Origin of the sequence: Bradyrhizobium sp. AUGA SZCCT0177 (assembly GCF_018130125.1) — a bacterium.
Lineage (GTDB): Bacteria > Pseudomonadota > Alphaproteobacteria > Rhizobiales > Xanthobacteraceae > Bradyrhizobium.
In genome coordinates this window covers 351,579-377,207 of sequence record NZ_JAFCMA010000002.1, presented here as the reverse complement: position 1 = coordinate 377,207, position 25,629 = coordinate 351,579, and the positions used below count along the sequence as shown (strand labels likewise).

At 62.8% G+C, this 25,629-nt stretch carries 22 protein-coding genes; 11 read left to right on the top strand and 11 right to left on the bottom strand.

The features are described from left to right. Positions 1 to 75 precede the first annotated feature (75 nt). From JQ597_RS04140 to JQ597_RS04100, 9 genes are all read left to right on the top strand, one after another. Positions 76 to 921 carry an IclR family transcriptional regulator gene (locus JQ597_RS04140; protein ID WP_212262954.1) on the top strand — a complete coding sequence of 282 codons (846 nt, stop codon included), beginning with the start codon at positions 76 to 78 and terminating at the stop codon, positions 919 to 921. Between the two features lie 204 nt (positions 922 to 1,125). Continuing rightward, positions 1,126 to 1,539 carry a hypothetical protein gene (locus JQ597_RS04135; protein ID WP_212036865.1) on the top strand — a complete coding sequence of 138 codons (414 nt, stop codon included), beginning with the start codon at positions 1,126 to 1,128 and terminating at the stop codon, positions 1,537 to 1,539. Then, positions 1,539 to 2,393 (top strand): alpha/beta fold hydrolase, encoded by an 855-nt coding sequence (locus JQ597_RS04130; protein ID WP_212262953.1) that lies wholly within the window; start codon positions 1,539 to 1,541, stop codon positions 2,391 to 2,393. The genes JQ597_RS04135 and JQ597_RS04130 overlap by 1 nt, the downstream gene beginning before the upstream one ends. Positions 2,394 to 2,413: 20 nt before the next feature. Further along, the gene (locus tag JQ597_RS04125; RefSeq protein ID WP_212262952.1) at positions 2,414 to 3,325 is read left to right on the top strand and encodes an amino acid ABC transporter substrate-binding protein; all 912 of its coding nucleotides are present in this window, start codon (positions 2,414 to 2,416) and stop codon (positions 3,323 to 3,325) included. An 80-nt stretch (positions 3,326 to 3,405) separates the two neighbouring features. Then, positions 3,406 to 4,137, top strand: coding sequence for an amino acid ABC transporter permease (locus JQ597_RS04120; RefSeq protein ID WP_212262951.1), 732 nt, complete (start codon positions 3,406 to 3,408; stop codon positions 4,135 to 4,137). Positions 4,138 to 4,141: 4 nt separating this feature from the next. Continuing rightward, positions 4,142 to 4,834 carry an amino acid ABC transporter permease gene (locus tag JQ597_RS04115; protein ID WP_212262950.1) on the top strand — a complete coding sequence of 231 codons (693 nt, stop codon included), beginning with the start codon at positions 4,142 to 4,144 and terminating at the stop codon, positions 4,832 to 4,834. Positions 4,835 to 4,843: 9 nt separating this feature from the next. Further along, positions 4,844 to 5,575, top strand: a complete 732-nt coding sequence (locus JQ597_RS04110; protein ID WP_212262949.1) for an amino acid ABC transporter ATP-binding protein — start codon at positions 4,844 to 4,846, stop codon at positions 5,573 to 5,575. A 180-nt stretch (positions 5,576 to 5,755) separates the two neighbouring features. Then, a complete protein-coding gene (locus JQ597_RS04105) occupies positions 5,756 to 6,613 on the top strand; it encodes a D-amino-acid transaminase (protein WP_212262948.1) in 858 nt (285 codons plus the stop codon). Between the two features lie 177 nt (positions 6,614 to 6,790). After that, positions 6,791 to 7,774: a tripartite tricarboxylate transporter substrate binding protein gene (locus tag JQ597_RS04100; protein ID WP_212262947.1), complete on the top strand. Its 984-nt coding sequence runs from the start codon at positions 6,791 to 6,793 to the stop codon at positions 7,772 to 7,774. 8 nt (positions 7,775 to 7,782) lie between these two features. Here JQ597_RS04100 and JQ597_RS04095 read toward each other — a convergent pair whose 3' ends face one another. From JQ597_RS04095 to JQ597_RS04085, 3 genes are read right to left on the bottom strand one after another with little or no spacing between them, the layout of a single operon-like run. Continuing rightward, complete coding sequence (locus JQ597_RS04095) at positions 7,783 to 8,568, bottom strand: fumarylacetoacetate hydrolase family protein (RefSeq protein WP_212262946.1); 786 nt, start codon at positions 8,566 to 8,568, stop codon at positions 7,783 to 7,785. Between the two features lie 15 nt (positions 8,569 to 8,583). Then, on the bottom strand, positions 8,584 to 9,951 hold the full coding sequence (locus tag JQ597_RS04090; protein ID WP_212262945.1) for an LLM class flavin-dependent oxidoreductase: 1,368 nt from the start codon (positions 9,949 to 9,951) through the stop codon (positions 8,584 to 8,586). Positions 9,952 to 9,982: 31 nt separating this feature from the next. Further along, the gene (locus tag JQ597_RS04085; protein ID WP_212262944.1) at positions 9,983 to 11,035 is read right to left on the bottom strand and encodes an Ldh family oxidoreductase; all 1,053 of its coding nucleotides are present in this window, start codon (positions 11,033 to 11,035) and stop codon (positions 9,983 to 9,985) included. Positions 11,036 to 11,415: 380 nt separating this feature from the next. Here JQ597_RS04085 and JQ597_RS04080 point away from each other — a divergent pair, with 380 nt between their 5' ends. Continuing rightward, positions 11,416 to 15,519: a bifunctional diguanylate cyclase/phosphodiesterase gene (locus tag JQ597_RS04080; RefSeq protein WP_212262943.1), complete on the top strand. Its 4,104-nt coding sequence runs from the start codon at positions 11,416 to 11,418 to the stop codon at positions 15,517 to 15,519. Here the strand turns inward: JQ597_RS04080 and JQ597_RS04075 are convergent. Continuing rightward, the gene (locus JQ597_RS04075; RefSeq protein ID WP_212262942.1) at positions 15,493 to 15,834 is read right to left on the bottom strand and encodes a hypothetical protein; all 342 of its coding nucleotides are present in this window, start codon (positions 15,832 to 15,834) and stop codon (positions 15,493 to 15,495) included. The two genes, JQ597_RS04080 and JQ597_RS04075, sit on opposite strands and share 27 nt — an antisense overlap. 317 nt (positions 15,835 to 16,151) lie before the next feature. Between JQ597_RS04075 and JQ597_RS04070 the strand changes: the two genes are divergently transcribed. Beyond that, entirely contained in the window at positions 16,152 to 17,102 is a 951-nt protein-coding gene (locus JQ597_RS04070) for a DUF6492 family protein (protein WP_349628779.1), read from the top strand. A 77-nt stretch (positions 17,103 to 17,179) separates the two neighbouring features. Here JQ597_RS04070 and JQ597_RS04065 read toward each other — a convergent pair whose 3' ends face one another. The 7 genes from JQ597_RS04065 to JQ597_RS04035 form a co-directional block, all read right to left on the bottom strand. Continuing rightward, on the bottom strand, positions 17,180 to 17,647 hold the full coding sequence (locus tag JQ597_RS04065; protein ID WP_249133072.1) for a cupin domain-containing protein: 468 nt from the start codon (positions 17,645 to 17,647) through the stop codon (positions 17,180 to 17,182). 185 nt (positions 17,648 to 17,832) lie between these two features. Beyond that, complete coding sequence (gene galE / locus JQ597_RS04060) at positions 17,833 to 18,843, bottom strand: UDP-glucose 4-epimerase GalE (RefSeq protein WP_212262940.1); 1,011 nt, start codon at positions 18,841 to 18,843, stop codon at positions 17,833 to 17,835. Further along, a complete protein-coding gene (locus JQ597_RS04055; protein ID WP_212262939.1) occupies positions 18,843 to 19,664 on the bottom strand; it encodes a WecB/TagA/CpsF family glycosyltransferase in 822 nt (273 codons plus the stop codon). The genes galE and JQ597_RS04055 overlap by 1 nt, the downstream gene beginning before the upstream one ends. Further along, positions 19,657 to 21,960: a GumC family protein gene (locus tag JQ597_RS04050; protein ID WP_212262938.1), complete on the bottom strand. Its 2,304-nt coding sequence runs from the start codon at positions 21,958 to 21,960 to the stop codon at positions 19,657 to 19,659. The genes JQ597_RS04055 and JQ597_RS04050 overlap by 8 nt, the downstream gene beginning before the upstream one ends. Before the next feature lie 156 nt (positions 21,961 to 22,116). Continuing rightward, positions 22,117 to 22,869, bottom strand: coding sequence for a polysaccharide deacetylase family protein (locus tag JQ597_RS04045; protein WP_249133071.1), 753 nt, complete (start codon positions 22,867 to 22,869; stop codon positions 22,117 to 22,119). A 2-nt stretch (positions 22,870 to 22,871) separates the two neighbouring features. Next, positions 22,872 to 23,678 carry a class I SAM-dependent methyltransferase gene (locus JQ597_RS04040; RefSeq protein WP_212262937.1) on the bottom strand — a complete coding sequence of 269 codons (807 nt, stop codon included), beginning with the start codon at positions 23,676 to 23,678 and terminating at the stop codon, positions 22,872 to 22,874. A gap of 6 nt (positions 23,679 to 23,684) precedes the next feature. Then, the gene (locus tag JQ597_RS04035; protein ID WP_212262936.1) at positions 23,685 to 25,124 is read right to left on the bottom strand and encodes a lipopolysaccharide biosynthesis protein; all 1,440 of its coding nucleotides are present in this window, start codon (positions 25,122 to 25,124) and stop codon (positions 23,685 to 23,687) included. Positions 25,125 to 25,629 lie beyond the last annotated feature (505 nt).

The following is a 25,629-nucleotide window of genomic DNA, read 5'->3' as shown; positions in this document are numbered from 1 at the left end:
CAGGCGAAATATTGCTCTGTCGCCCGCGCGCCGCGCTCTCTAGGATCAGGGGAGCGCGATGCGGGGAAGGGCGGCATGAACGCGACGTCACCTAAGAAGAAGCCATCGCTGTCCGTCATCGGGCAGCCGGCCAATTTCAACGCCATCCAAAAAGTCTGCGCGATCCTGCGTGTGCTGGCGCAGAACGCTCCGCTGCGGCTGACCGAGATCGCCGACGTCACCTCGCTGAACAAGGCGACGGCGCTGCGCATCCTCGGCTCGCTGATCGAGGAGGGCTTTGTCACGCGCGTGACCGGCGCAAAAACCTACGAACTCGGCCAGGAGGCGCGGGTGATGGCGGTCAGCGCGCGCCGCACTGTCGACATCGCCGAACTGGCGCAGCCGAGCCTGCTGCGGCTTTCGGAGCGATCGGCCGATACCGCGCTATTGTCGGTGCGCAGCGGCGTCGAGGCGCTGTATCTGGCGCGTTCCGTCGGCAGCCATCCGTTGCAGCCCAATTACCTGCAGATCGGCAGCCGGCGGCCGCTCGGGGTCGGAGCCGGCAGCCTTGCGCTGATGGTGTGGCTGCCGGACGCCGAGATCGACGCCATCATCGAAATCATCATGCCGCGGCTGGCGAAATCGCCGCGTATCACATCGAAGTATCTGCGCGAGCGGATCGTCGCGGCGCGCAAGCATGGCCACACCGTGCAGATCGACGTCGCGCTTCCCGGCATGGGCGGGGTCGGCGTGCCGATCCGCGACGATGCCGGGCAGGTGATTGCGGCGCTGAGCGTCGGCGCCTCCAGCGACCGGATCAGGCGGCGCGAAACCGAGCTTGCGGAGATGTTGAAGAAGGAAGCGCTGATCCTGACACGGGCAATGGCGCAGCCGGCGAAACCGGGTGCGCTCAAGGTGATCAAGCCGAGCCATGGGGCTTGAGGGATCAAGCCCTTCATCCAGCGCGACCAGCTCGCGCATGCTCAGTCTGAGCGTTCAACTGACCTGGGCCTATAATCAAGGTAAGCTATAGGTCGCGGTGGCTTGCGAAGGCCTAGGCTTTCAGGCCATCATAGGTCCGGTCGGACGGGGTGGTTCCGTTCAGTTTGCCAATGTGGGCATTGCAGGGAATCCTGCCTGGAGCGCATGAGTTCAGCTTCGAACGCAACCGACGCCGCGGTTATCAAGGCATTCGCCGCAATCCCTGCGCTTCTCGAACAGACGCCGGCGCTGATCGTTCGCGGCCGGTTTCTCGATTGCGAATGCCTGCTCGGGCCGACCGGCCATCCCTTTCACGCCTCGATCCGTGCCGGCCGGATCGTCGATCTGACGCCGGCGCCGGTGCTGATGCGGTCGTGGCGGTTTTCCTATCGCGCCTCGCCTGCGGCCTGGGCGGCGTACTGGCAATCCGAGCCGCGGCCGGGCTGGCATGATCTGCTCGCCCTGACCAAGCGTGGCGAAGCGGCCCTTGAGGGCGATCTGCATCCCTTCATGGCGCATCTGCAGTATTTCAAGGATGTGCTGGCCTTGCCGCGGCACCATTTCGCGGTGGCTGCCTGATGAGCGGTTACGTCGAGCCGATGATCGGCCGCTATGTCCATGTCGACATCGGCGGCGAAATGCATCGCATCTATTTCGAGGAGAACGGCGCCGGCATCCCGCTGGTGTGCCTGCACACCGCGGGTTCCGATGCGCGGCAATGGCGGCATCTGCTCGCCGATGAGGAGTTCGCGAAGAATTTTCGGATCATCGCCTTCGATATGCCCTGGCATGGGAAATCGAATCCGCCGGCGAACTGGAATGGGGACGAGTACCAGCTCACCACCGCGCGCTACACAGAGAATATCCGCGCCTTCTGCAAGGCGCTGCGGCTGGAAAAGCCCGTGGTGATGGGCTGCTCGATCGGCGGCCGCATCGTGCTCAACCTTGCGATCGACCACGCCGCCGAATTCCGTGCGCTGATCGGGCTGGAGGCGGCGGATTTCCAGGCGCCGTGGTATGACACCACATGGCTTCACCGCCCCGACGTCCATGGCGGCGAGGTCTGCGCAGCCTTGGTGTCGGGTCTCATTGCCCCGCAGAGCCCGCAAGCCTCGCGAGCCGAAACGCTATGGGGTTACAAGCAGGGCGGTCCGGGGATTTTCAAGGGCGATCTTTATTTTTATCGGGTCGATGGCGACTTGCGCGGCCGGGTGGAGAGGATCGATACTAAAGTATGCCCGCTGTTTCTGCTCACGGGCGAGTATGATTTCTCCTGTACGCCGGAAGACACGACGAGGACTGCTGCCGCTATCGGGGGCGCCAGTGTTACGATAATGGAGCAGCTTGGTCATTTTCCGATGAGCGAGAACCCCGAACAGTTTCGCCGCTACATTTCGCCGGTGCTCGGCGAAATCCTCGAACGATCGACGTAAACCACACAAGGAGTACAAGTATGAACCGCAATTACATGATTGGCTACGCGCTGGCCGGCGCGTTGTGCGCCACGCCGGCGATGGCGCAGGAACTCACCGGAACGTTGAAGAACATCAAGGATACCGGGGCCATCACGCTCGGCTTCCGGGATTCGTCGATTCCCTTCTCCTATCTCGATGACAGCCAGAAGCCGGTCGGCTACGCCATGGACATCTGCTACAAGATCGTCGATGCCGTGAAGAAGGAGCTCAAGCTCGACAAGCTCGAGGTCAAGCTCAATCCGGTGACGTCGTCGACCCGGATTCCGCTGCTGGCCAACGGCACCATCGATCTGGAATGCGGCTCGACCACCAACAACGCCGAACGCCAGAAGCAGATCGCCTACACCAACACCCACTTCCTGACCGCGAGCCGCTACGTCTCGAAGAAGTCGAGCAAGATCAACTCGATCGACGATCTGAAGGGCAAAGCGGTGGTTTCGACATCGGGCACCACCAACATCAAGCAGCTGACCGAAGCCAATGCGGAGAAAAAGCTCGGCGCCAACATCATTCCGGCCAAGGACCACGCCGAAGCCTTCCTGATGGTCGAGACCGACCGCGCGGTGGCGTTCGTGATGGACGATATCCTGCTGGCGAGCCTGGTTGCCGGCTCGAAGGCGCCGGATGACTACGTGATCTCCAAGGACGCGTTCTCCAAGCCGGAGCCCTATGGCATCATGCTGCGCAAGGACGACCCGGCCTTCAAGAAGGTGGTCGATGCCGCCACGTCAGCGCTCTATACGGGCGGCGAGGGCCAGAAGATCTACGACAAATGGTTCACCCAGAAGATCCCGCCCAAGGGCCTGAACCTGAACTCGCCGATCAGCGCGGAGCTGAAGAACCAGTACGCCAAGCCGTCTGACTCGCCGGATCCGGACGCCTACAAATAAGCAAATAGATGCTTCTGCCCATGCAATGGCCCAACCATTGCATGGGTACGTTTCGGTGACGCAGCGGACGGTAGGCCTTCGTGAATTATAATTGGAACTGGAGCATCTTCTTCGAGCCGGCCCCGGGCGGGACCGGCACCTATTTCCATATGCTGCTGTCGGGACTGTGGCTTACCATCCAGACCGGAATCTTCGCCTGGATCATCGCGCTGATATTCGGCTCTGTCATCGGCGTGTTGCGGACGCTGCCGTCGAAGACCGCCTACTGGATCGGCTTCGCCTGGGTCGAGTTCTTCCGCAACATGCCGCTTCTGGTGCAGCTGTTCCTGTGGTTCTTCGTGCTGCCCGAATTGCTGCCGCGCAGCTGGGGGCTGTGGCTGAAACAGATGCCCAATGCGCCGTTCTATACCGCGGCGATCGGGATTGGCCTGTTCATGTCGGCGCGCGTCGCCGTGCAATTGGGCGCCGGCATCGCCTCGCTGCCGCGCGGGCAAAAGCAGGCCGCGACCGCGCTCGGGCTGACGACGTTGCAGGGTTATCGCTACGTGTTGCTGCCGATTGCGTTCCGAATCATCATGCCGCCGCTGACCTCGGAGTTCCTCAACACCATCAAGAACACGGCGGTCGCGATCACCATCGGCCTGATCGAACTGACCGGCCAGGCGCGGTCGATGCAGGAATTCTCGTTCCAGGTGTTCGAGGCTTTCACCGCCGCGACCGTGATGTATCTGCTGATCAACATCGTCGTCGTCACCGGCATGCGCTTCCTCGAACGCAGCCTGGCGATCCCCGGCTACATCACGGGGAAATAGCCGCATGTTCGCCAATTTCGATTTCGACGTCATCCGCCGTTCGCTCGGCTACCTGTTTCTCGACGGCATGGCATTCACGCTGACCCTGACCGGGCTCTCTGCGCTCGGCGGGATCATTTTCGGCACGCTGATCGCGCTGATGCGGCTGTCCGGTTTCAAAGTGCTCGGCCGGATCGCCGGGCTTTACGTCGACTTCATGCGGTCGCTGCCGCTGGTGCTGGTGATCTTCTGGTTCTATTTCCTGGTGCCTTATGTCGGGCAATGGCTGACCGGCGCGTCGCGCCCGATCAGTGTCGGCGCCTTCACCTCCGCGCTCGTCACCTTCATCATGTTCGAGGCGGCGTATTTTTCCGAGATCATGCGCGCCGGCATCCAGTCGATCTCCAAGGGCCAGCCTGCCGCGGCCAATGCGCTCGGCATGACCTACGCCCAGACCATGCGCTACGTCGTGCTGCCGCAGGCGTTCCGCAACATGTTGCCGGTGCTGCTGACCCAGACCATCGTGCTGTTCCAGGACACTTCGCTGGTCTACGTGCTGTCGATGCCGGATTTCCTCGGCGCGGCGAGCAAGGTTGCGCAGCGCGACGGCAGGCTGGTCGAGATGTACCTGTTCGCGGCGGTGGTCTATTTCACGATTTCCTGCGCCGCCTCGTTCGCCGTCCGGCGCCTGCAGGCGCGCATCAGTATTGTCCGTTAGGGAACGCGCATGATCGAAATCAATCACGTCAATAAATGGTACGGGCCGACCTTCCAGGCGTTGAAGGATTGCACGACCAAGGTCGCCAAGGGCGAAGTGGTTGTCGTGTGCGGTCCGTCAGGTTCGGGCAAGTCGACGTTGATCAAATGCGTCAACGCGCTGGAGCCGATCCAGGAAGGCGAGATCATCCTCGACGGCATCAAGGTCAATGATCCCAAGACCGACCTGCCGAAGCTGCGTGCCCGCGTCGGCATGGTGTTCCAGCATTTTGAACTGTTCCCGCATCTGAGGATCATCGAGAATCTGTGTCTGGGGCAGGAGAAGGTACTGGGCCGGTCCCATGACGAGGCGATGGCCAAGGGCGCCAAGCTGCTCGACCGCGTCGGATTGAAGGTTCATGCCAACAAATACCCGGCCGAATTGTCAGGCGGACAGCAGCAGCGTGTGGCGATTGCACGCGCGCTGGCGATGGATCCGATCGCCATGCTGTTCGATGAACCGACCTCGGCGCTCGATCCCGAAATGATCAGCGAAGTGCTGGACGTGATGGTCGATCTGGCCCGCGAGGGCATGACCATGATGGTCGTGACCCACGAAATGGGCTTTGCCCGAAAGGTGGCGCATCGCGTTATCTTCATGGACCAGGGCGAGATCGTCGAGGATGCGCTGAAAGACGACTTCTTCGGCAAGCCGCGCAGCGACCGCGCGCAGAAATTCTTGTCGAAGATTCTGTCGCATTAGCCGCCACCGTCATTCCGGGGCACGCCGTTTGGCGCGAGCCCGGAATCCATACTCTCGATCGTGGTTATGGATTCCGGGCTCGTGCTTCGCACGCCCCGGAATGACGCTGAGGGTTTATCGGCACTAACAATTTGCGTATATGAGTCCCCAACACCCCTTCGCGCCCTCAGGAGACTTCGCTTGGAACAGATCGCTTACGTCAACGGTTCATTCGTGCCCATGGCCGACGCCAAGGTGTCGATTCTCGACCGCGGCTTCCTGTTCGCCGACGGCATCTATGAGGTCGCCGCCGTGCTGGACGGCAAGCTGATCGACAATGCCTCGCATCTGGCGCGGCTGGAGCGTTCGGTCGGCGAGATCGAGCTGGCGTTGCCAGAGACCATCGAACGGATTCAGGAAATCCAGAAGGAACTGGTGGCGCGCAACAATCTCGTCAACGGCATGGTCTATCTGGAAGTGACGCGCGGCGCCGACACCGGCCGTGATTTTGCGTTTCCAAAGGGCGTCAAGCCGACGCTGGTCATGTTTACCTCCGTCAAGGACATCATCAACGCACCGTCGGCCAAGACGGGGATTGCCGTCATCACCGTGCCGGATCTGCGTTGGACCCGCCGCGACATCAAGAGCGTGGCGCTGCTGGCGCAAGTGCTGGCAAAGCAGGCCGCAGCCGTGGCCGGCGCCGGCGAGGCCTGGATGATCGAGGACGGCAAGGTCACCGAGGGCGGCTCGTCCTCGGCCTTCATCCTGACGCAGGACGACGTGCTGGTGACGCGGCAGAACGGCAGCGAGATCTTGCCGGGCTGCACCCGCAAGGCGGTGGTCAAGCTGGCCGAAGAACGCCAGCTCCGGATCGAGGAGCGCGCGTTTACGGTGGAAGAGGCGCTGGCCGCGAAGGAAGCCTTCATCACCAGCGCCACCGTGTTCGTGCAGGCGGTGGTATCGATCGACGGCAAGAAAGTCGCGACCGGCAAGCCCGGCCCGATGACCGATCGCCTGCGCGAAATCTATGTCGAGTTCGCCAAGGCGACCGCGGTTTAACTGATTGTCATTGCCGGGCTCGACCCGGCAATGCATCCTTTCGAAAGGCTCATTCTAGACGGAGGCGCGGGTCCCAAGCCCGCGCATGAGAAAAGGGGCGATGAAATCGCGGCGTTCCCCTTCACCAGGCGAATAGCGCGGACGGTCCGGATAGGCCAACCTTTGGCGGACTCAAACATGCAAATTCGACGCGCCACGAAGAATCTCGTGATCCTGTTCGGGTTCGTAGCGTGCGTCGTGCTTGCAAGCCCGCCCGCCTTCGCCGCCTATCCCGACCGCATCATCAGGATCGTGGTGCCGTTCGCACCGGGCGGCGGCACCGACGTGATTGCGCGGACGCTGGCGCAGGAGATGGCCAGGGATCTCGGCGCCTCCATCATCATCGAGAACAAGCCCGGGGCGGGCACCATCATCGGCACGCAGTCGGTCGCGGCCAGCGCGCCTGACGGTTACACGCTATTGATGGGAACCTTTGCCAATGCGGTCAATCCAAGCCTGAACGCGAAGCTGCCTTACGATGCGCATAAGGATTTTGCGGCGGTGGCGTTGATCGCGCGTTCCTTCAACCTCGTCGTGGTCAATCCGGCGTCGCCGATCAAATCGATTGCCGACCTGATTGCGGTGGCCAAAGCCGAGCCCAATAAATTGTCGTATGGCACCTATGGCACCGGCACCTCGGCGCATCTGGCCGGCGAACTGTTCAAGCACATGGCCAAGGTCAACCTGACCACCGTGCCGTACAAGGGCGCGGCACCCGCGATCACCGACCTGCTCGGCGGACAGATCCAGGTGATCTTCACCACCGTTGCCAGCGCCGCCTCGCTGGTCGCGGCCGGCCAGTTGCGCGCGGTCGCGGTGACGTCGGCCGAGCGCTCGCCGGCCTTCCCGGAATTGCCGACGGTGTCGGAAGCCGGTGTTCCCGGTAACGCGGCCGAAGCCTGGTACGGCCTGTACGCGCCCGCCAAAACGCCGCCAGAGGTCATCGACCTCCTGAACAAGTCGGCCGCCAAGGCCGTCCAGTCAGAGGCGTTCAAGAAGCTCGGCGTCAACGAAGGCCTCGTGATGGTGGCAGAGCCGCCCGAAGCACTCGACCGCTATTTCAGCGTCGAGGAGGCGCGCTGGCGCAAGGTGATCCAGGACGCCGGGATCAAGATCGAATAGTAGGCATCCTACCGCTTCTCCGCCACGAACTTGTTGCGCAGGGTGCCGATGCCGGTGATGTCAATCTCGACCACGTCGCCGGCCTTCAGATCCGGCGAGGCGCCGTCGGTGCCCATCCAGATCACGTCGCCCGGCCACAGCGTGAAATATTTCGTCAGCTCGACGATGAACGGCACGATGCCGAAGATCATCTCGTTGGTGCGGAAGCGGCCGGTCTCCTTGCCGTTGACCCGGATCGCGGTTTCCATCCGGTCGAGATCGACATCGGTCTCGATCCAGGGGCCCATCGGCTTGAAGGTGTCGGCATTCTTGGAGCGCCACAGCGAGCGATCGGCCTTCTGCCAGGTGCGTTCGCTGACGTCGTTGCCGATGGTGTAGCCAAACACGCAGGACATCGCGTTGGCTTCGGTCAGGTGTTTTGCCTTCTTGCCGATGACGACGACGAGTTCGCCTTCGTAATGGATTTTCTCGGTCGCAGTCGCCGGGATCACCACATCCTCATCATGGGCGATCAGCGCGTTCTGCGCGCGGTAGCCGATCTCGGGTCGGTCCGGCACGTTCGGAACCGTGCCGGCCTTGTCGGCGGCTTCCTTGAGATGCTTCAGATAGTTCAGGCCGACGCAATAAAAGGTGCGCGGGATCAACGGCAGTTCGATCTTCACGTCCTTGAGCGCATGGGTTTGCGCGCCGCGCTGCCATTCGCCGAAGGGATCGCCGCTGACTGACATGACCTTGTCGCCCTCGACGAGGCCCCAGGATGTGTTGCCGGCGCCGGTGAATTTGAGCCAACGCATGAAGTGTCCTTTGCTTTATTCGGCTGCGGCCTGCGGCTTGGCCTTCCAGGCGCCGGCGGCGGTGCGCGGCAGGCCTAGATTCTCGCGCAAGGTCTTGCCGGCATAATCCTTGTGAAATAGGCCGCGGCGCTGCAGTTCCGGCACGACATGCTTGACGAAGTCGGCGTAGGAGCCGGGCACGATGGTGGCGGCGATGACAAAGCCGTCGCAGCCGCGCTCGACGAACATCTCCTCTAGCTTGTCCGAAATTTCCTTCGGGCCGCCGACGATTGCGTCCTGCACCTGGCCGCGGCCGGAGAAGGTGACGAAGTCGCGCGCGCTGGGATTGGTCTTGCCCGAATTCTTGAGCACGCCGTCGCGAATGCCCAGGATACCCTGCATGCTCTTGAGCTCTTCTGTTGTCAGGGGTTCGTCGAGCGGCTTGGAGGCGAAGTCGTAGTTCAGCGCCTCCGCGAGCAGCGACAGCGCATCGATCTGCAGCGGCAGCTTGTTGATGACAGCCATCTTGTCCTCGGCCTCGCTCCTGGTCGCGCCGCAGACGGGTGTGGTGAGGTTGCAGAGGAACATCTGGTCGGGATCGCGGCCGGCTTTCGCGGCTTCGTTGCGGACCGCCGCATAGCCTTCCTTGGCGGCGGCCACGTTGCGCGCGGCGGTGAAAATCACCTCGCCCCATCGCCCCGCAAAGCGCTGGCCGCGGCCGGACGCGCCGGCCTGGATGATGACGGGATGGCCTTGTGCCGAACGCGGCACGGTGAACGGCCCGCGCGACTTGAAGAATTGGCCCTTGTGGTCGAGCCGCCTGACCTTGGCCGGATCGGCAAAGCGGCCGCTCTTCTTGTCCACGATCAGCGAGCCGTCTTCCCAGGTGTCCCAATGACCGAGCACGACCTCCATGAACTCGTCGGCGCGGTCGTAGCGGTAGTCATGTTCGAGATGGGCATCCTTGCCCATGTTGTGGGCCTCGCCGTCATTGAGCGAGGTGACAACGTTCCACCCCGCGCGTCCGCCTGTCATCAGATCGAGCGTGGCGAAGCGGCGGGCGACGTCGAAGGGTTCGAAATAGGTGGTCGAGCAGGTCGAGGCCAACCCAAGTTTCTCGGTTACCATGCCCATCGTGGTCAGCACCACGATCGGGTCCATCTTCACGCAGCGGATGCCGTATTCGACCGTGTGGGCGTGGTCATTGCCGTAGCGGTCCGGCATTGCCAGGCGATCGTCGAAGAACGCCATGTGGAATTTGCCGGCTTCCAGAATCCGGGCGATCTCCTGGTAGTAGTCGGCCGACATCGAATCGTCGCGCGATTCCGGGTGCCGCCAGGAACTCGGCAGATTGGTGCAGTTCTGCGCCTGCAGGAAGCCGACCATCGCCATCTGCCGTGTCATCTTGTTCTCCTTGTACCGGCCAAGCGCTGCTTCATCTAAAATCGAGCTCGGCGCCGAGTTGGTATTCGGCGGTCAGCTCGCGCAATTTGTCCCAGGTGGCATCCTCGATTTCGATGCCGGAAAGCTTGCGTTGCTGCTCGCGGATATATTCGACTTCGCCGGGATAGAACACGCCGGTGGAGCCTTCGGATGGCGGCGTCTCTTTCAGATAGCGCGCAAACTCGGCGACTTCCTTCTTGAAATCCTTCAGCGGCCGGAACGCCGCGACGTTAAACACCGCCATGAAGCATCCGTCATTGTGGCGGCCGGTCGGCTCGACGCCGAAGCCCAGCCCGGTGAGCAGCCCGCACAGCACCTCGACCATCGCGGCAAGGCCGCTGCCCTTGTAACCCTCGCTGCCGCCGAGCGGCAGCAGGGCGCCGCCCTTCTTGTACTCCCCGGGATCGGTGGTGTGCCGTCCCTCGGCATCGACGATCCATCCCTTCGGGATTTCCTCGTTGCGCGACACGGCCAGCGCAATCTTGCCCGCGGCGACGGCCGAGGTCGCCATGTCAAGATAAAACGGTGCGTCGAGGTTGGAGGGAACGGCAATCGAGATCGGGTTGGTTCCGAGCCGTGCCTCGCGGCCGCCGAACGGCGCCACGATCTTCGGCGAGCGGCCGGAGTCGGCGGTCGCAATGCCGATCATGCCCTCCTGCATCGCCATCAATGGATAGGCGGCGAGCCGACCGACATGGCTCTGGCGGAACACCGTGCAGGCCGCGACGTTGGCGGTCTTCGCCTTCTCGATGGTCAGCGCCATCGCCTTGGCGTTGACGTGAAACCCAAAACCCCAATGGCCGTCGATTACGGTCGTGGTCGGCGATTCCTGCACGATGGTCCACTTCGCTCCGGGCACGATATGGCCGGCCTTGACGCGGTCGATATAGGTCGGGATCGCGATGATGCCATGGGAATCGTGGCCGGCGAGGTTGGCGTTGACGCAGCCGACGGCGACCGCTTTGGCTTCCTCGTCCGATGCGCCGGCGGCCCTGAGCAGTGCCGCGCCGATGCGTGTGAGACGGTCGGCCTGTACGATCGGCATGGGTTTCCTCGTCGAATGCCCGCGAGCAGCGGGTCTTGCTTGTTGTTGTCGAAGCATGGTCTCAAAGCGGTGGCGGGAGAGCAAGGGCAGAATATCCGTACCGGGCATGCCCGTGAGGCGGGCTCGCGCGGTTCGGATTTCATCTGACGAAAATTGGCTACCGCGCCGCCCAGGCCCTTGGCCGCCGGAGGCACCGCCGCTGCCATGGCTGATAAATCGTGAACGGACCGTAGTTCTTCGGAGGACGGCCTTGCGATGTTGGGCAGGTATTTACTCTGAATCGCAACTTCCGGCCGCCAATAACGACCATTTAGGCCTCTCCCGCGCATAAAATTCCGTGGGGCAGCAGGCCCTTATTGTCTGCTGGGAGCTCGAGAGCCGTGAAGACCAGTATCGCGCGTACATTTGCGGCGTTGAATGCCACCAACGAAGCGATCCTGTACGCGAAATCGCCGGAAGAACTGTACGAAAAGGTCTGTGAAGCCGCTTTCTCCAGCGGAGACTTCCTGGCGACCGCCGTCTTTTTGCTGGACCACGATACCAATCTGCTTCGGTTTGCGGCCGGCTTCGGCGAAGACACCGCAAGGCTGCGCGCCATCGACATTTCGATCCTGGCTGATACCCCGGAGGGCTCGGGGGTTTGCGGGCAGGCTTTCCGCCATCAGAAGCTGTGCATCAGCAACGATTACCTCAACGACGCGCATTCGCTGGCCTGGCGCCAGGGTGCCGCTGCCGGACAGGTCGGCGCGGCCGCCGGGTTGCCGCTGACCTGCAACGGCCGCAGCATCGGCGTCTTCCTCGTCACGCGGCGCGAAGTCGGGTCGATTGACGCCCCGGTCGTCGCATTGCTCGAACGCATGTCGGCGAACATTTCATTCGCCCTCGATAATTTCGATCATGAAGCTGCGCGCAAGGATGGCGAGCGGACGATGCGGCGGTTGAATCGCATGTTCGGCGCCATCAGCGCGACCAACGAAGCGATTCTTCGCGCCAAGACCGAACAGGAACTTTATCAGCGCGTTTGCGATGCCGCCGTTTACAGCGGAAAGTCGGTCGCGACGGTGGTCCTGCTGTCAGAGCCGGATTCGATCTGGCTGAAGCCTGTGGCCGGCAGCGGCGAGAGCCTCGATCTGCTGACCCGGACACGCTTCTCGACCGATGCAGACAATGACTACGGCAAGGGGGTTGCCGGTCAGGCGTTCCGGACGCAGCGGCTTTGCGTCAACCACGACATCTCGCAGGGTGGCCCGTGGCAGCAGGCCGGACGTGAGGCCGGCGTCGTTGCCTGCGTCGCCGTGCCCCTGATCAAGGCGGGACAAAGCGTCGGCGTCGTGATGTTCTTTGTCGGCATGGCATGGGCGGCGGATGAGGAGATCATCGCGCTGCTGGCGCGGATCGGGGAAAACGTCTCGTTCGCCCTCGAAAATTTTGAACGCGCCAACGCCAAGGCGAAAGCCGACGAACAGAAGGAGCGGTTGACGCGGATGTTCGCGGCGCTCAGCGCGACCAATGAAGCGATCATGCGGGCCCGGTCGCGCACCGAGATGTTCGAACTGGTATGCGCTGCCGCAGCACAGGGGGGCCGCTTCAATTCGACCAGCATCCTCCTCGTCAGGTCAGACAGTGATTCCTTCAACATGGTTGCCTCGGCCGGGCCGACGGCGGAAAACGCCCGCCGTCTGCAGGTCTCGATCAGCGCGGCAGTTCCGGAAGGCCGCGGGGTTTGCGGGACGGCGTTCCGTTCCGGGCAGGCCTGCATCAACAACGATTTCCTGGCAGGCCCGCGAAACAATGCGTTCGATCAGGTGATTGACAACGACGGCGCAAGGTCAGGCGCCGCATTTCCGCTGCTGGTCGAGGCGCGGATCGTCGGCGTGATGCTGTTCATTTCCTCCCAGGCGGACACGTTTACCGCGGAGTTTGCCGAGCTGTTGCAACGGCTGGCCGACAATGTGTCTTTTGCGCTCGAAAGTTTCGATCGCGCCGACGAGAAGGCGAAGACCGAGCGCCAGAAGGAGAGCCTGACACGCATGCTCGCCGCGCTCAGCGCGACCAATGAGGCGATCGTTCGGGCGGGATCACGCGACGAACTGTATCAACTGGTTTGCGAGGCGGCGGCGACCGGCGGCAGGTTCACCTCCACCACCATCGCGCTGGCAAAGCCCGGCAGCGATTTCATGGAAATCGTCGCCGGCGCGGGTCCGACCGGCCATAGCGCGCGGCAGGTCACCCTGTCGATCAATGAAGCGCATCCGGAAGGCCGCGGTGTTTGCGGGATAACGTTCCGCTCGGGCCAGCCCTGTATTTTCAACGACTATCTTACCGATCCGCGCGCCGCGGTATTTCACGCCAAGGCCCGCGAACTCGGCTCCAGATCAGCCGCCGGCTTTCCGCTCTTCGTGCGCGGGCAGGTGGTAGGCGTCATGCTCTACGTCTCCTTGCAAAGGGACGCGTTCACGCCTGAATTCACCGAGCTCCTGCAACGGCTCGCCGACAACGTGTCGTTCTCGCTGGAGACGTTCGAGCGCGCCGACGAGAAGGCGAAGACCGAGGAGCAGAAAGAGCGTCTGACGCGCATGCTGGCGGCACTCAGCGCGACCAATGAAGCCATCGTGCGGGCAAGTTCGCGCAACGAGTTGTTCGATCTGGTGTGCCAGGCCACCGCAAACGGCGGCAAGTTTACCGCCACTTCCATCGCGCTGACGAGGACCGACAGCGATTATCTGGACATTGTCGCGGCCGCCGGACCGACCGCGGCCAGTTCGCGCGAGGTGCGGGTGTCCGCCAATAAGGCCCATCCGGAAGGACGCGGGTCCACCGGCATGGCGATTCGCTCGGGCAAGCCCTGCATCATCAACGACTACCTTGCCGACCCGCGTAGCCAGGTGTTCCATGCGCGCGCCCGCAGGGATGGGACCCGTGCGAGCGCAGCCTACCCGCTGCTGGTGCGGGGGCGGGTCGTTGGCGTCATGATCTTCGTTGCGATCGAGAAGGATACGTTCACGCCGGAATTCTCCGAACTGCTGCAGCGGCTCATCGACAACGTATCGTTGGCGCTGGAGAATTTTGACCGCGCCGACGAAAAGATGCGGGCGGACGAGCGGATCGAATATCTGGCCTCGCATGACAGCCTGACCAACCTTCCGAACCGCGAGATGTTCAACGGCATGCTGCGCCGGACGATCGATGCCGCGGAACGCTATCAGCGGTCGTTTGCGGTGCTGTTCATCGATCTCGACCGGTTCAAGGTCATCAACGACTCGCTGGGCCATGACGCCGGTGACATGCTGCTGGTGGAAATCGGAGGCAGGCTGCGTGGCGCGTTGCGTTCGAGCGACGTGGTGGCGCGGCTCGGCGGCGACGAATTCGTCGTGATCCTGGAAGAGGCCGCCGAACCGCACGAGGTCGAACGCATCGCCGGCGGTCTTTTGTCCGTGTTGAGCCAGCCCTTGCAGCTCAGCGGGCATGAGTGCCACACCACGGCCTCGATCGGCATCGCGATGTATCCGTCTGACGGCGCCGACATGCAGACGCTGACCAAGAACGCCGACATGGCGATGTATCTTGCCAAGGAGGACGGCAAGAACAGCTTCCGCTTCTTCACCAGGGAGATCAAGGCGCAGTCGATCGAGCGTCTGACGCTGGAGAGCGCCCTGCGCCGCGCGCTGGAGCGCGACCAGTTCTCGCTGCACTACCAGCCGAAGGTCGATATGGCGAGCGGTCAGATCACCGGCGTCGAGGCGCTGTTGCGCTGGAACCATCCCGAACTCGGCCTGGTATCGCCGGGGCAATTCATTCCGCTGGCGGAAGAGACCGGGCTGATCGTGCCGATCGGCCGCTGGGTGCTGACGGAAGCCTGTGCGCAGAACATGGCCTGGCAACGCCGCGGCCTGCGGCCGGTGACGATGGCCGTCAACCTGTCGCCGCGACAGTTCGCCGACGCCAATTTGTTGCATGATGTCGACGAGGCGTTGCTGGCAAGCGGTATGTCGCCGGTGCTGCTGCAACTCGAAGTCACGGAAAGCATGGTGATGCGCAACGTGTCGCGGGCGATCAAGGTGCTCGACGCGATCCAGAACCGCGGCATCCGGCTTGCAATCGACGATTTTGGCACCGGCTATTCGTCGATGTCGCTGATGAAGCAATTCCCGATCGACACCATCAAGATCGACCGTTCCTTCGTCCGCGATCTGCCCGTTGATTCAGAGGACCAGGCCATCACGCAGGCGATCATCAGCATGGGCAAGGCGTTGGGGATGACCGTCATCGCCGAGGGCGTCGAGACCATCGAGCAGCAGACGTTCCTGCGCAATCATGCCTGCGATGAGATGCAAGGCTTCCTGTTCAGCAAACCGCTGCCGCCGCGGCAGATGGCGGATATGCTTCGGACCGAGCCGCTGCTGGCCTCGCCGCCGCTGCAACCCGACACCGGCGATGCGCGTGAATCGGCTTCGCCTTCAGGGCTGGAAAGCGCTGTCGTCTGACGGCTGCGCATGCAAATCGCGCACGTCCGAATCCGTGGACCTCACCTTGCGCGAAAAGTCATAAGGCCAGGGCTGGATGACCTGGCCGGCGAGGGAATGGAACAGGACGCCCGCGCCGTCGGCGTAAGTCGCGCCATCGGGCAAACCCAATCTGGCGCTCCAATGCGCCGGTAGCGTCAGGGCGATATCCCGTACCTCGACCGCCGGTCCCCACCACCAGGCCGGAGCGGGCGGCCGGTCATCCTCGGCGAGCACCCGCCACCGCCCAAATTCGACGACAACGCGCTCAAACTGCAGTTTTGCCGCCGGATGCATCGGAACTTCCCTTGTCCTGGCGATGATATCCGCATCTGTGGCCGGCGCAATGCGCGCCGGTTAACCATTCAATAACCATACCTTCACATGGGCATACCCCCGCCGGAAATCAGGCATCGTTTTCACGAAATTGACCGTTGGAATATCGCGGGCGTTCCACGCTTTTTTCTTTGGAAATCCGGAGTCAGCCTAATCAGTCGCTGTTTATCTTAACGGCGAAGCGTTGTTTGAAGCGCTAGAGCGATCATCTATTATATCAATCTAGTCGGGATCGATCTCTATCGCCGGACCCACAGTACATCATGACAGGAAGTGGCGTGCTCAAAAACGTGGCCTTGATGACCCCGACCTATCGCGGCGACCTCGAGCGTTTCGAATTGCTGTGCGAGAGCATCGATCGGTTCGTCAGCGGATACGAACGGCATTACGTTATCGTCAATGACGATGACGTGCCGTACTTCGCCCGGTTCGAGAATAGCCGTCGCACCGTGCTGCCGAGTTCGCACTTCTTGCCGTCCTGGCTGCGGGCGTTGCCGCCGTTTGTCTCGCGCTCGGGGCGCAGGACGTGGTGGTCGTTCCGGTCGGGTCCGCTCCACGGCTGGCATATCCAGCAGCTACTCAAGATCGCGGGCGCCCTGCACTTGCCCCATCAGCGCTATTGCATCGTCGATTCCGATAACACGTTCTTTCGTCCGTTCGATGTGGCCGCCTATGCCGGCGCGGATTTAACCCCGCTCTATGTCGACCGCCTGGCGATTCCGGCGGATAAGCCGTTGCATCCTGTCTGGGTCCGAAACAGTGATCGCCTTTTGGGCGGCAGCAACACGGCGTTTCCCGCCGATGACTATATCGGAAACGTGCTTGTCTGGGACAAGTCGACTTTGCGCGACATGACTGCCACGATCGAAGCCGTCACTGGAATGCCCTGGGCGGTGGCGCTCGGCAAGGCGCGCTCGTTTTCCGAATACATCCTCTATGGGTACTTTGTGAACCAGTCGCCGACCCACAGGGCGACGCACCGGCTGACCACGCAAAGCCTCGCGACGTCCTACTGGGAACCGGATCAATTGGACGAAAAGGCCGTGATCGCCATGGTCGACAGCTCACCGCCCGAGGTCGTAGCACTCTGCATCGAGTCGTTCTCGGGAACCCCGGTATCGCTCATCCGCAAGGTCGCGGGTTTGTCGAACAACGACGCGCCGTTGCAACCGCAAGGTCCCGCTTCGGCGCAAGGCGCGAATGCGGCCATGACCAGGGAAGCCGTCTGAGGCCGTCGCTTCCGCTTAGAACGCCGGACACGTCCGCGAACGAAATTAGTCGCCGGAATAGATTTGCAGCACTGCGGCTATTTCTCTTCCGCTCCAGTCGAGGTCGCCGGACCTTCGCCCATGATCAGGAGAACGGCATCTTCATCCTTGGCGCCGTCCCAATGCACTTGTTTGGCGAAATGCGTGACGAAACTTCCGGCCGGCATCGGCGTCGTGTTGGCGGGATCGAATTTCGGGCCTGAACCGACCCACCAGGTACCCTGCAGCACGACGATGTAGCGGTCGTTGGGATGGAAATGCGGGCGGCTGAAATGATTGCCCTTGGTCCATTTGTTGTAGACCACATAGAAGCCCGGCTTGCTCGGATCGCCAACGACGACGGCACTTTGCGCGCCCGCGGCGTTGACCGGGCCCCACGGAATCTGGTCCGGCAATTTGTAAGTGACGGCGGCGGGATTGAGTTCAGCCGCGGAGGAGATGCTGAGCATCCCGGCGAGAGCAAGGGGCGTCACGAGGTATCGCCAGAACCGGTTGGTCGCCGTCATGGTTTGCTCCCTTTTGTCATGCGTGAGCTGAAATGCGCTCATCTGTGTTGTCGTGGATGCTAGCCGGTCTCGTTCCCACGGGGCAAGCCGCGTGCCCGCATGCGTGACAGGCGAGAGACGATAATCGCGGGCGTACAGGGCCGCAGGAACAATGCGGCTTAGACCGGTCGCACGTCCGTGCTTACTCACCCGTTTTTGAGCGGGTGAGCTTTCTTGTGCCAGGCCCAGGCGGTGCGGATGATGGTCGGAAGGTCCGAATAAGCAGGGCGGAAGTGCAGCGTTTCGTGCGCGGCGGAAGCGTCCGCGACCAGATAGGTCGGGTCGCCGGCGCGGCGTGGCTTGACGACGTGTGGCATTTCGCGCCCGGTCTCGCTCGCGATCGCCGCGAGGATCTCCCGCACCGAAAAACCCTTGCCGGTTCCGAGATTGAAGACGCCGCCGGAATGCCCTTCGAGCAAGAGCGTCAGCGCCAGCACATGGGCGGCGGCAAGGTCGGTGACATGGATGTAGTCGCGGATCGCGGTGCCGTCCGGCGTCGCGTAATCGTCGCCGAATACCGCGAAGTCCGGCACGTGTCCCTGCAGCGCCATCATCGCGCGGGGAATGAGATGGGTTTCCACCTCGCGCTGCTCGCCGATGCCGCCGGCGGGGTCGGCGCCGCTGGCGTTGAAATAGCGCAGCGCGAACGAGCCGAGCCCGTAAGCCCCGCGATAATCTGAAAGCACGCGCTCGATCATCCATTTCGAGGCGCCATAGGGATTGATCGGCGCGCAGGGATAGTTTTCGGGCAGCGCCTTGCTGTCGGCATTGCCATAGACCGCGCCGGTCGACGAGAACACCAGGCGGCTGCAGCCGGCCTCGCGCATCGCATCCAGCAGCGCCAGCGTGCCGGCGAGGTTGTTGACGTAGTATTTCTGTGGGTCGACCACGGATTCGCCGACCAGGCTGGACGCGGCGAAATGCATGACTGCGACGATGTCGTGCTCGGCGAAGGCGCGCGCCAGCGTGGCCTTGTCGGCGATGTCGCCGGTAACCAGCGCGCCTGCGACGAAGTTGTGGTGGCCGGTCGAAAAATTGTCGTAGCAAACGGGAAGATAACCGGCCGCATCAAGCGCCCGGCAGCAATGCGAGCCGATGTAGCCCGCGCCGCCCGTGACCAGGATGGCCGGACGATCGCTCGTCAGACCGGCGCCCATCAATCCCGGGTCCGTTCGGTGGCCGAAGGCCGGCTCTTGTTGAACAGCAGATAGAGCGCGCGCGGATTGGTGGTGAAATAGCGCCAGAACAGCCGGCGCGGTTCCAGCCAGATGCGCCAGGCCCATTCGAGCCCTGTCGCCTGCATCCAATACGGTGCGCGGGCCCGGCTGCCCGACAGGAAGTTGAACAGTCCGCCAGAGGTCTTGATCACGCCGACCTTGAACAGGCGCGAGGTGTATTCCTCGACAAAGGCCTGCTCATAGGGAACGCCAAGCGCGAGCCAGAGGTAATCGGGCGCCAGCGCGTTGATTTCGTCGAGCTTGGCCCGCAGCGCGTCGCCGCGGAGGAAGCCGTGCGAATGTCCGATGATCTTCAGGTCCGGATAGAGCTTGCGAACGTTGGCGACGGCAGCGGCGTTCTCCGCCTCATCGGCGCCGAACATGTAGAAGGTCAATCCGGCCGCCTGCGCCTTGCGGGCGACGACGTGGAACAGATCGGTGGTCGCCACGCGCTCGGGGAGCGGCGTCGGCGATTTCAACCGGGACACCGTCACGAGCGGCTGGCCGTCGGCATTGATCAGGTCGGCGGAGCGAAACAGCCGGTCGGTCATCGGTTCGGTGGAGCAGCGCGCCAGCACTTCGCCATTGGCCGAGGTCAGATAGAGCGGGCGAGCGAGCCGGCGTTGCGGGAACACCATCTCGATCATGAAGTCCGCGGTCTGCTCGAGGTCGAGCACGGCAAGCCGCAGCCCGCCCAGTGTGATTCGGGGAACGCCGGCAGTAGCGGCTCTCCCGAGGGGGTTTAAGCGACGCTCACGCATACTGTTTGTCTCGCTGACGGTTGACGGCCGTGGGGTTGAGTTCGTTGATGACGACACCGACCAGCTTGCGCTCGGTCTCGCCGAGCGCGGTGATGATGTCTTCCATGCTCTCGTTGATGTCGAGCTTGACCGGCAGGATCGCGACCAGCCCATCGGTGGCGTCGAACAGTGCGTGGTCGGCCGGGCTCCACGGCATGGCGGGCCCGTCGAGGACCACCAGATCGTAGTCGCCGCCGATGCGCGCCTGCGCAATCGCCTTGCGGATGGTGTCGCTTGCCTTGATATCCGAGGCCTTGAGGGCCGGCAGGATCGAAATTCCGTTCGCGCTCTTGATGGCGCGCGCAGCCTTGGCGCCAATATTGAGCCAGCCGAGACGGCCGGTCTCTTCCTTGCCGAGGTGGGCCACCTTGTTCGACAGTGTATAGGTCTTTTGATCGGCGTCGATCAGCAGCACCCTGGCGCCATCGCGGGCGGCCGAGAGCGCGACGTTGAGCGCGGCAATGCTGCGGTCCTCGCCATTGCCGGCGCCGATCACGGCCATGACGGGCGCGGTGTCCTTGGCCGCGCGCGTCGCCATTGCGGTCCGAATTTCGCGCATGCTGTTGAGGAACGTCATCAGCGGGAAACCGGCGCGCAGCGTCGGCCAGCCGAGGCGGGTGACATCGAGGGTGCCGCCCGTCGCCAGGATTCCGCCGAGGGTGCGCACCACGTCCGATTCCTGCAGGCGGGTGATCGACGGCTTCGCGATCAGGCTGACGGCGGGCTGCGGGGTGGCAGACGGTTGCCTCGTGGCCGCGGCAAGCGTCCGATTTCCCGTGGCGGACGAGGCCGATGTCCTGACCGGCGTGTTGGGTCGAACCGGGGTGGCGCCAGGCGTCAACCGCTCGACGGCGATGATCCAGGCGGCCGAGGCGAGCCCGCCCAGCATAAAGCCGATTATGGCGAACAAGGCCATCCCCGGCGGGAAAGTACGCCGCTGCGGCACGGTGGCATCGCCGATGATGCGGGCGCTCGAGGTGTTCAGGGTTTCCTGCTCCTCGGTCTCGCGCGAGCGCTTGAGGAACGACTGGTAGACGTCGCGGCTGGCTTCCACGTCGCGTTCGAGCTCGCGCAACCGGACCGCGGCCTGGCTCATCTGGACGCTCTGGCGCTTCTGGGTTTCGAGCGCCTTGTTCAGGGAAGCTTCGTAATCCCGGGCGCGGGTCAGGTCATTCTTCGCCGCCTGCAGAAAGCGATCGGTTTCCTCGCCGATGGTCCGGCGCAGATCCTCGACCTGCTTCTCCATCTGGCGCAAGGCGGGATGACGCGGCCCCAACTCGCTCTGCAATTCGGCCTGGCGCTTCCTGGCTTCGGCATATTGCGAACGCAGATTGGCGATGGTTGGCGATTGCAGCGCCTCGGGAATGGCGCCGGCGTCCGCCGATGTCTTGCGGCTGGCGGCGATCTGATCGTGTTTGGCCTGCGCGTCGAGCGTCAGCGCCCGCGCCGCGGCAAGCCGCTGGTTGCTGGCGGAGAGCTGCTGATCGCTGATCAGCGTGTCCTGCGTGCCGACGAAGTTGTTCTGCGCCTTGTAGACCGCGAGCGTGTTCTCGGCGTTGCGAAGCCGTTCCTGCAATTCCGTCAGCCGGCTGGAAAGGTCGCTGGTGGCGCGACGGACCCTCGCGGCCTGCGATTGCGTGGATTCGGTCAAATAGGCCTTGGCGATCGCATTTGAGAGCATCGCCGCCTTTACCGGGTCGATCGACCAGACGTCGATGTCGACGATGAAGGTCTTGTCGGTCTTTTTCACATTGATGTGGCGGATCAGGTTTTCCAGCGCCGCCATTTCAACGAGCTTGCGCTGTTCGGCGGTCGGACGCAGATCGATCCCGAACAGGCCGAGCAGCGTTCCGAACAGGCTCTTGCCGTCGCCGCCGCCGAACTCAGGGTCCTTCTCGAGATGGGTCTCGCGGATCACCTGCAACAGCACATTGTTCGAGGTGATCACGCGCCCCTGGCTCTCGACCACCATCGCAAGGCCGGAAAGGTCCGGGGCGCGCGGCGTGAGTTCGCGATCGACCAGCTGCAATTCGCGGGGATCGACGTAGAGCTGGGCCGTTGCGGTATATTTCGGTGTCAGGCTCTTGCCGATCGCCACGGCGATGCAGGCGCAGAGCAGCGCCGCCGAGGCGATCGCGATCTTCCGCCGCCACAGCAGTTGAACCAGATCGAGCACGCTGAAGCCACCCAATGCCGGCGTTGCGGCGGGCCGCGGGTCAAGCTTGGCCTGGTTTATCGGCTCGTCATAGATAAGCATCGACCCCAGCTTCCATTCCAACTGCCGCACACATCGGCTGAGGGGTTACTCTTCGCCTTACGCCACGCGCGCCAGACTTCAACGCGCCAAAAACGCAACAGGGAAAATTAACCATACTCATTGAGGGACTATTCACCGAAATGGCAAACAAAGCGTTTATGCGCGGGCGCATCGCAATGCCTCCGCCATTGTCATAGCCGGGATTTTCCGGCGCGCCGCCGCCTCGAGGGCGTGGTTGAGCAGCGCCGGTGAGCAACCCCAGGGGCTCGGCCGTTCAGCGACGTCGTGGCCGTAGAAAATTAACCATCCGTTATTGGTTTCCGCCTCGTCGTACATGCGTTCGATCCCGGCGCGGTCCATCTGGCCATCGATCAGCGGCACGGCGCGAAGAAGCTGTAAATCGACTGTGCCGCTGTTGATGCCAGGTTCGATGCTGCGGCAGGTCTGGAACTGATCCTTGAGCTGGTTCTTCCGTCCAACCGATCCCAATCCGTAAGGATAGGCAAAAGTCTCGGTTTCGATCGAGGCGTCCAGCGCGCGGAGGTAGCCGCGGTTTCGCATGATTTCGTTGGCAAGGGCGGCCACGTCGAGATCGCTGGCGCGCCGGTGCGAGAATGTATGACAGCCGATTTCGTGGCCACGGCGATGTAGGGAAAGCAGGTCGTCGGCGTCGCCCGTCGGCCATTCCCGCGTTTCGCCGCCAATCAGGCCTCCCGATACATAGAAGGTGCCCCGCGCGCCGTGTGTTTCGAGCAGATCCGCGCCTGTCGTCGCCGCGCTTTTCGGGAGATCGTCAAAGGTAAAGCTGACCATCGGCGTGGTATTGCGCATCTGGAAGGAATTGGCGTGCAGATACATCGCCAGCCGGTGGCTGACTTTCGCTTTTGCCTCTGAGAACATCGCGTTCATTCTCAGCGCTTCCTCAAGATCACGTGGTAGTCGCCGTGCCGCACGTCGGTCTTGCCGGGCAGGAAGACGTTCATCACCTTGGCGGCCGCGTCGATCAGGCTCGCGAACAGCGGCTTGCGCCGGCGCATCTCCGGATAGCGCGGGCTCTCATACTGCTTGCAATAGATCATCTGCAGGCCGTGCTTGTCGGCGAAGGCATCCAGGTTCGCCAGCGTGACAAGCGGATGAAAATGAGTCGGGAACGGCGCGCAGCCGGGCAGGCCGGCGTTCTTGTCGCCGCGGATATGGCGGTAGAACCAGACATGGAACCAGTGCGGCGAATATTTGGTGACGACGCCGGACAGCGACCCTGGATTCGGTGCGCCGATCAGGATCAATCCGTCGGCCTTTAGCGACTGGCAGAAGCCAAGCAGCGCCGCTTCGACGTCGGGCACATGCTCGATCACGTTGTAGCAGATCACGAGATCGAAACTGTCGGGCGCGAAGCGATAGGTCTGGATATCGCCGAGAATCGTTTCCTGCGCGTAATCATTGTTGCGGATCTGGTCTTCGTCGATATCGACCACGGTGACGTGGGCACGCTTCAGCACGCTGAGCGGCAGGAAGCTGGTCGAGCCGCCGCCGGCCTCATAGATTTTAAGGCCGGTCGCGGGCAGTTTCGCCTCGAGAATGCTGTGAACCGTCAGCAGGCTCTGCCGGGCCTCGCCGGGCGGCAGTTCAAGCAGCGACTGCGGATGCAGCGCGGCCGGCTTGTCGGCGGCGTCAGTGAAAGCCGAATGAAGGGGATCGAGGGCAAATGTCTTGGTCATTTGTTCTTATCCGTTGATGTTTGCGAATTTGGCCCGGAACATCGCGAAGCCGGTTTTCAGGCGGCCGCGAATCCGGGAGATGTCGAACAGCCAGCACAAGGCGGCGTAGGTGATGAGTCCTGCGCTCGCCAGCACGGCGCAGGCAGTCAGATCGGCGACGTGCAGGTTTCTGTCGAGCGCAGCGACGGTCAACGCCATGATCAGTCCGGCGATCATGATCAGCGCCAGCCGGCCGAGCGGCAGCGGGACCCTGAATGCAAAGCGGCTGAGGATCAGCGCACAGGTGAATCCAATTACGTCGGCGCCGAGCCGCGCCCAGGCCGCGCCGACCGTGCCGTAATGGCTGACCAGGACGTAGGACAGGATCACATTGGCCGCGATGATCGAAGCCGTATTGATCAGATAAAACGAGTTGCGCCCGGAGAGCAGGAAGCTGGCGTGCAGATATTGCTGGGTCAGGATCTGGAAGACCACGGCTACCGCGATGATCGGCATGGTCTGCGCCGCCAACTCGCGGAAGTCCGGTCCGAGAATGATGTTGGCGACATGGGCGGAAATGACCGCGAAGCCGAGGCAGGCCGGCAGCGTGATGCTGAGCAGCAACTCGACGCAATCGGAAAGATGCGACCGGACCGCCGCATCGCCCTTGCTGGCGTGAATCTGAACCGCCATCGGAAAGAATGCCGCGGCAGCGCTCATGGCCGGCATCATCAGGGTCTGCCGGACCAGATCGAGCGCGGCGACATATTTGCCGGCGTCCGCTGCGCCCACCAGATTGGCGATCATGAAGCGATCGGTGACGCTGGAAATCGCGAGCAGGGTAAGTGAAAGGGTGAGGGGCAGGCCGGTCTTCGCCAGCGCCGCAAGGCCGGTACCGTCGAATTTGACCTTGGTGCCGCGCCAGGCGGTGCGCGACTGGACCAGCACCGCAAGCAGGTAGGCGAGCGCGGACGACAGCAGCAGCAGGAAGCCGCTCGGGCTGACAAGTGCTACGACCGCACCGAGGCCGAGCACGGCAACGGCGCGGACCAGCGTGGCCTTCATGACCGAAAGTGCCATCAGCCGGGCGCGAACCAGATCCTGGGTCAGTTCGAACAGCCCGATCGCGACGGAAAGCACGACCGCCGCCAGCGCCGCATGCGTGTCCAATCCGACCAGTCGTCCAACGACGTAGGCGATCGGCGCGGTGAGGCAGCAGATCAGGTAACCCGAGATCACGCGGCCGCGCACATCGGGGCCGTCGTCGCGGGCGTGTCCGCTCAGAATGAGATTACGAAACCAGCCGACGAGGAAAACGCTGATGACGGACGCAAAACCGATGCCCAGCAGATAGACGCCATAATCATGCGGCGAGAACAGCCGCGTGAAAATGAACACGCTCAATAGGCCCAGCAATGCCGAGAGGATATTGGCAGTCAGGTTGATGCTGGCTTGTCCGATCAGCATGGCGCTGCGAGCCCCGCGGGCTTGCCCGTGACTCCGCGCCCGAGCATGGCGTCGCACGACGCTACTCGGTTGATGTCGGAAATCTCGTTGGCGATGACGTTCAAGGCGGGCGCTTTCTGGACTCGGAATCCCTTTGCCAGACCATTGAGCAAGATCGGTGCCGGACGGTTCCGCTAACGGTCGGGGCGATTTGATGTGGTTAATTCTGCGTTTCGTTCACCGTCGCAAGCGGGTTAACCGCTCGCGCTAACCACGATGCAAGCGCAATTCGTGCGCGAAGCGGCGCTTTTGCGAAGCTTGCCCGGATATTGCAGAGCACGATTCCGCATCGCCGATGTTCATCGCCATGAGTGTTACCCATGACAGATTGCCCGCCATTCCAATCCAATTTCCCGTTGCCCGCGGAGATCTCCGAGGCATCAACCCGTTTCGGCACACCTGGACTGTCCAGAGTGTCCGTTTTTGAAACGGTGAGGGGCGGTCGCGGTTACGGCAGCGTCGCGAG

Bases quoted from the DNA above. Each gene is read 5' to 3' on its own strand.
- JQ597_RS04140 (WP_212262954.1), top strand. From the start codon at position 76: ATGAACGCGACGTCACCTAAGAAGAAGCCATCGCTGTCCGTCATCGGG.
- JQ597_RS04135 (WP_212036865.1), top strand. From the start codon at position 1,126: ATGAGTTCAGCTTCGAACGCAACCGACGCCGCGGTTATCAAGGCATTC.
- JQ597_RS04130 (WP_212262953.1), top strand. From the start codon at position 1,539: ATGAGCGGTTACGTCGAGCCGATGATCGGCCGCTATGTCCATGTCGAC.
- JQ597_RS04125 (WP_212262952.1), top strand. From the start codon at position 2,414: ATGAACCGCAATTACATGATTGGCTACGCGCTGGCCGGCGCGTTGTGC.
- JQ597_RS04115 (WP_212262950.1), top strand. From the start codon at position 4,142: ATGTTCGCCAATTTCGATTTCGACGTCATCCGCCGTTCGCTCGGCTAC.
- JQ597_RS04110 (WP_212262949.1), top strand. From the start codon at position 4,844: ATGATCGAAATCAATCACGTCAATAAATGGTACGGGCCGACCTTCCAG.
- JQ597_RS04100 (WP_212262947.1), top strand. From the start codon at position 6,791: ATGCAAATTCGACGCGCCACGAAGAATCTCGTGATCCTGTTCGGGTTC.
- JQ597_RS04095 (WP_212262946.1), bottom strand. From the start codon at position 8,568: ATGCGTTGGCTCAAATTCACCGGCGCCGGCAACACATCCTGGGGCCTC.
- JQ597_RS04090 (WP_212262945.1), bottom strand. From the start codon at position 9,951: ATGACACGGCAGATGGCGATGGTCGGCTTCCTGCAGGCGCAGAACTGC.
- JQ597_RS04085 (WP_212262944.1), bottom strand. From the start codon at position 11,035: ATGCCGATCGTACAGGCCGACCGTCTCACACGCATCGGCGCGGCACTG.
- JQ597_RS04075 (WP_212262942.1), bottom strand. From the start codon at position 15,834: ATGCATCCGGCGGCAAAACTGCAGTTTGAGCGCGTTGTCGTCGAATTT.
- JQ597_RS04065 (WP_249133072.1), bottom strand. From the start codon at position 17,647: ATGACGGCGACCAACCGGTTCTGGCGATACCTCGTGACGCCCCTTGCT.
- galE (WP_212262940.1), bottom strand. From the start codon at position 18,843: ATGGGCGCCGGTCTGACGAGCGATCGTCCGGCCATCCTGGTCACGGGC.
- JQ597_RS04055 (WP_212262939.1), bottom strand. From the start codon at position 19,664: ATGCGTGAGCGTCGCTTAAACCCCCTCGGGAGAGCCGCTACTGCCGGC.
- JQ597_RS04050 (WP_212262938.1), bottom strand. From the start codon at position 21,960: ATGCTTATCTATGACGAGCCGATAAACCAGGCCAAGCTTGACCCGCGG.
- JQ597_RS04045 (WP_249133071.1), bottom strand. From the start codon at position 22,869: ATGAACGCGATGTTCTCAGAGGCAAAAGCGAAAGTCAGCCACCGGCTG.
- JQ597_RS04040 (WP_212262937.1), bottom strand. From the start codon at position 23,678: ATGACCAAGACATTTGCCCTCGATCCCCTTCATTCGGCTTTCACTGAC.
- JQ597_RS04035 (WP_212262936.1), bottom strand. From the start codon at position 25,124: ATGCTGATCGGACAAGCCAGCATCAACCTGACTGCCAATATCCTCTCG.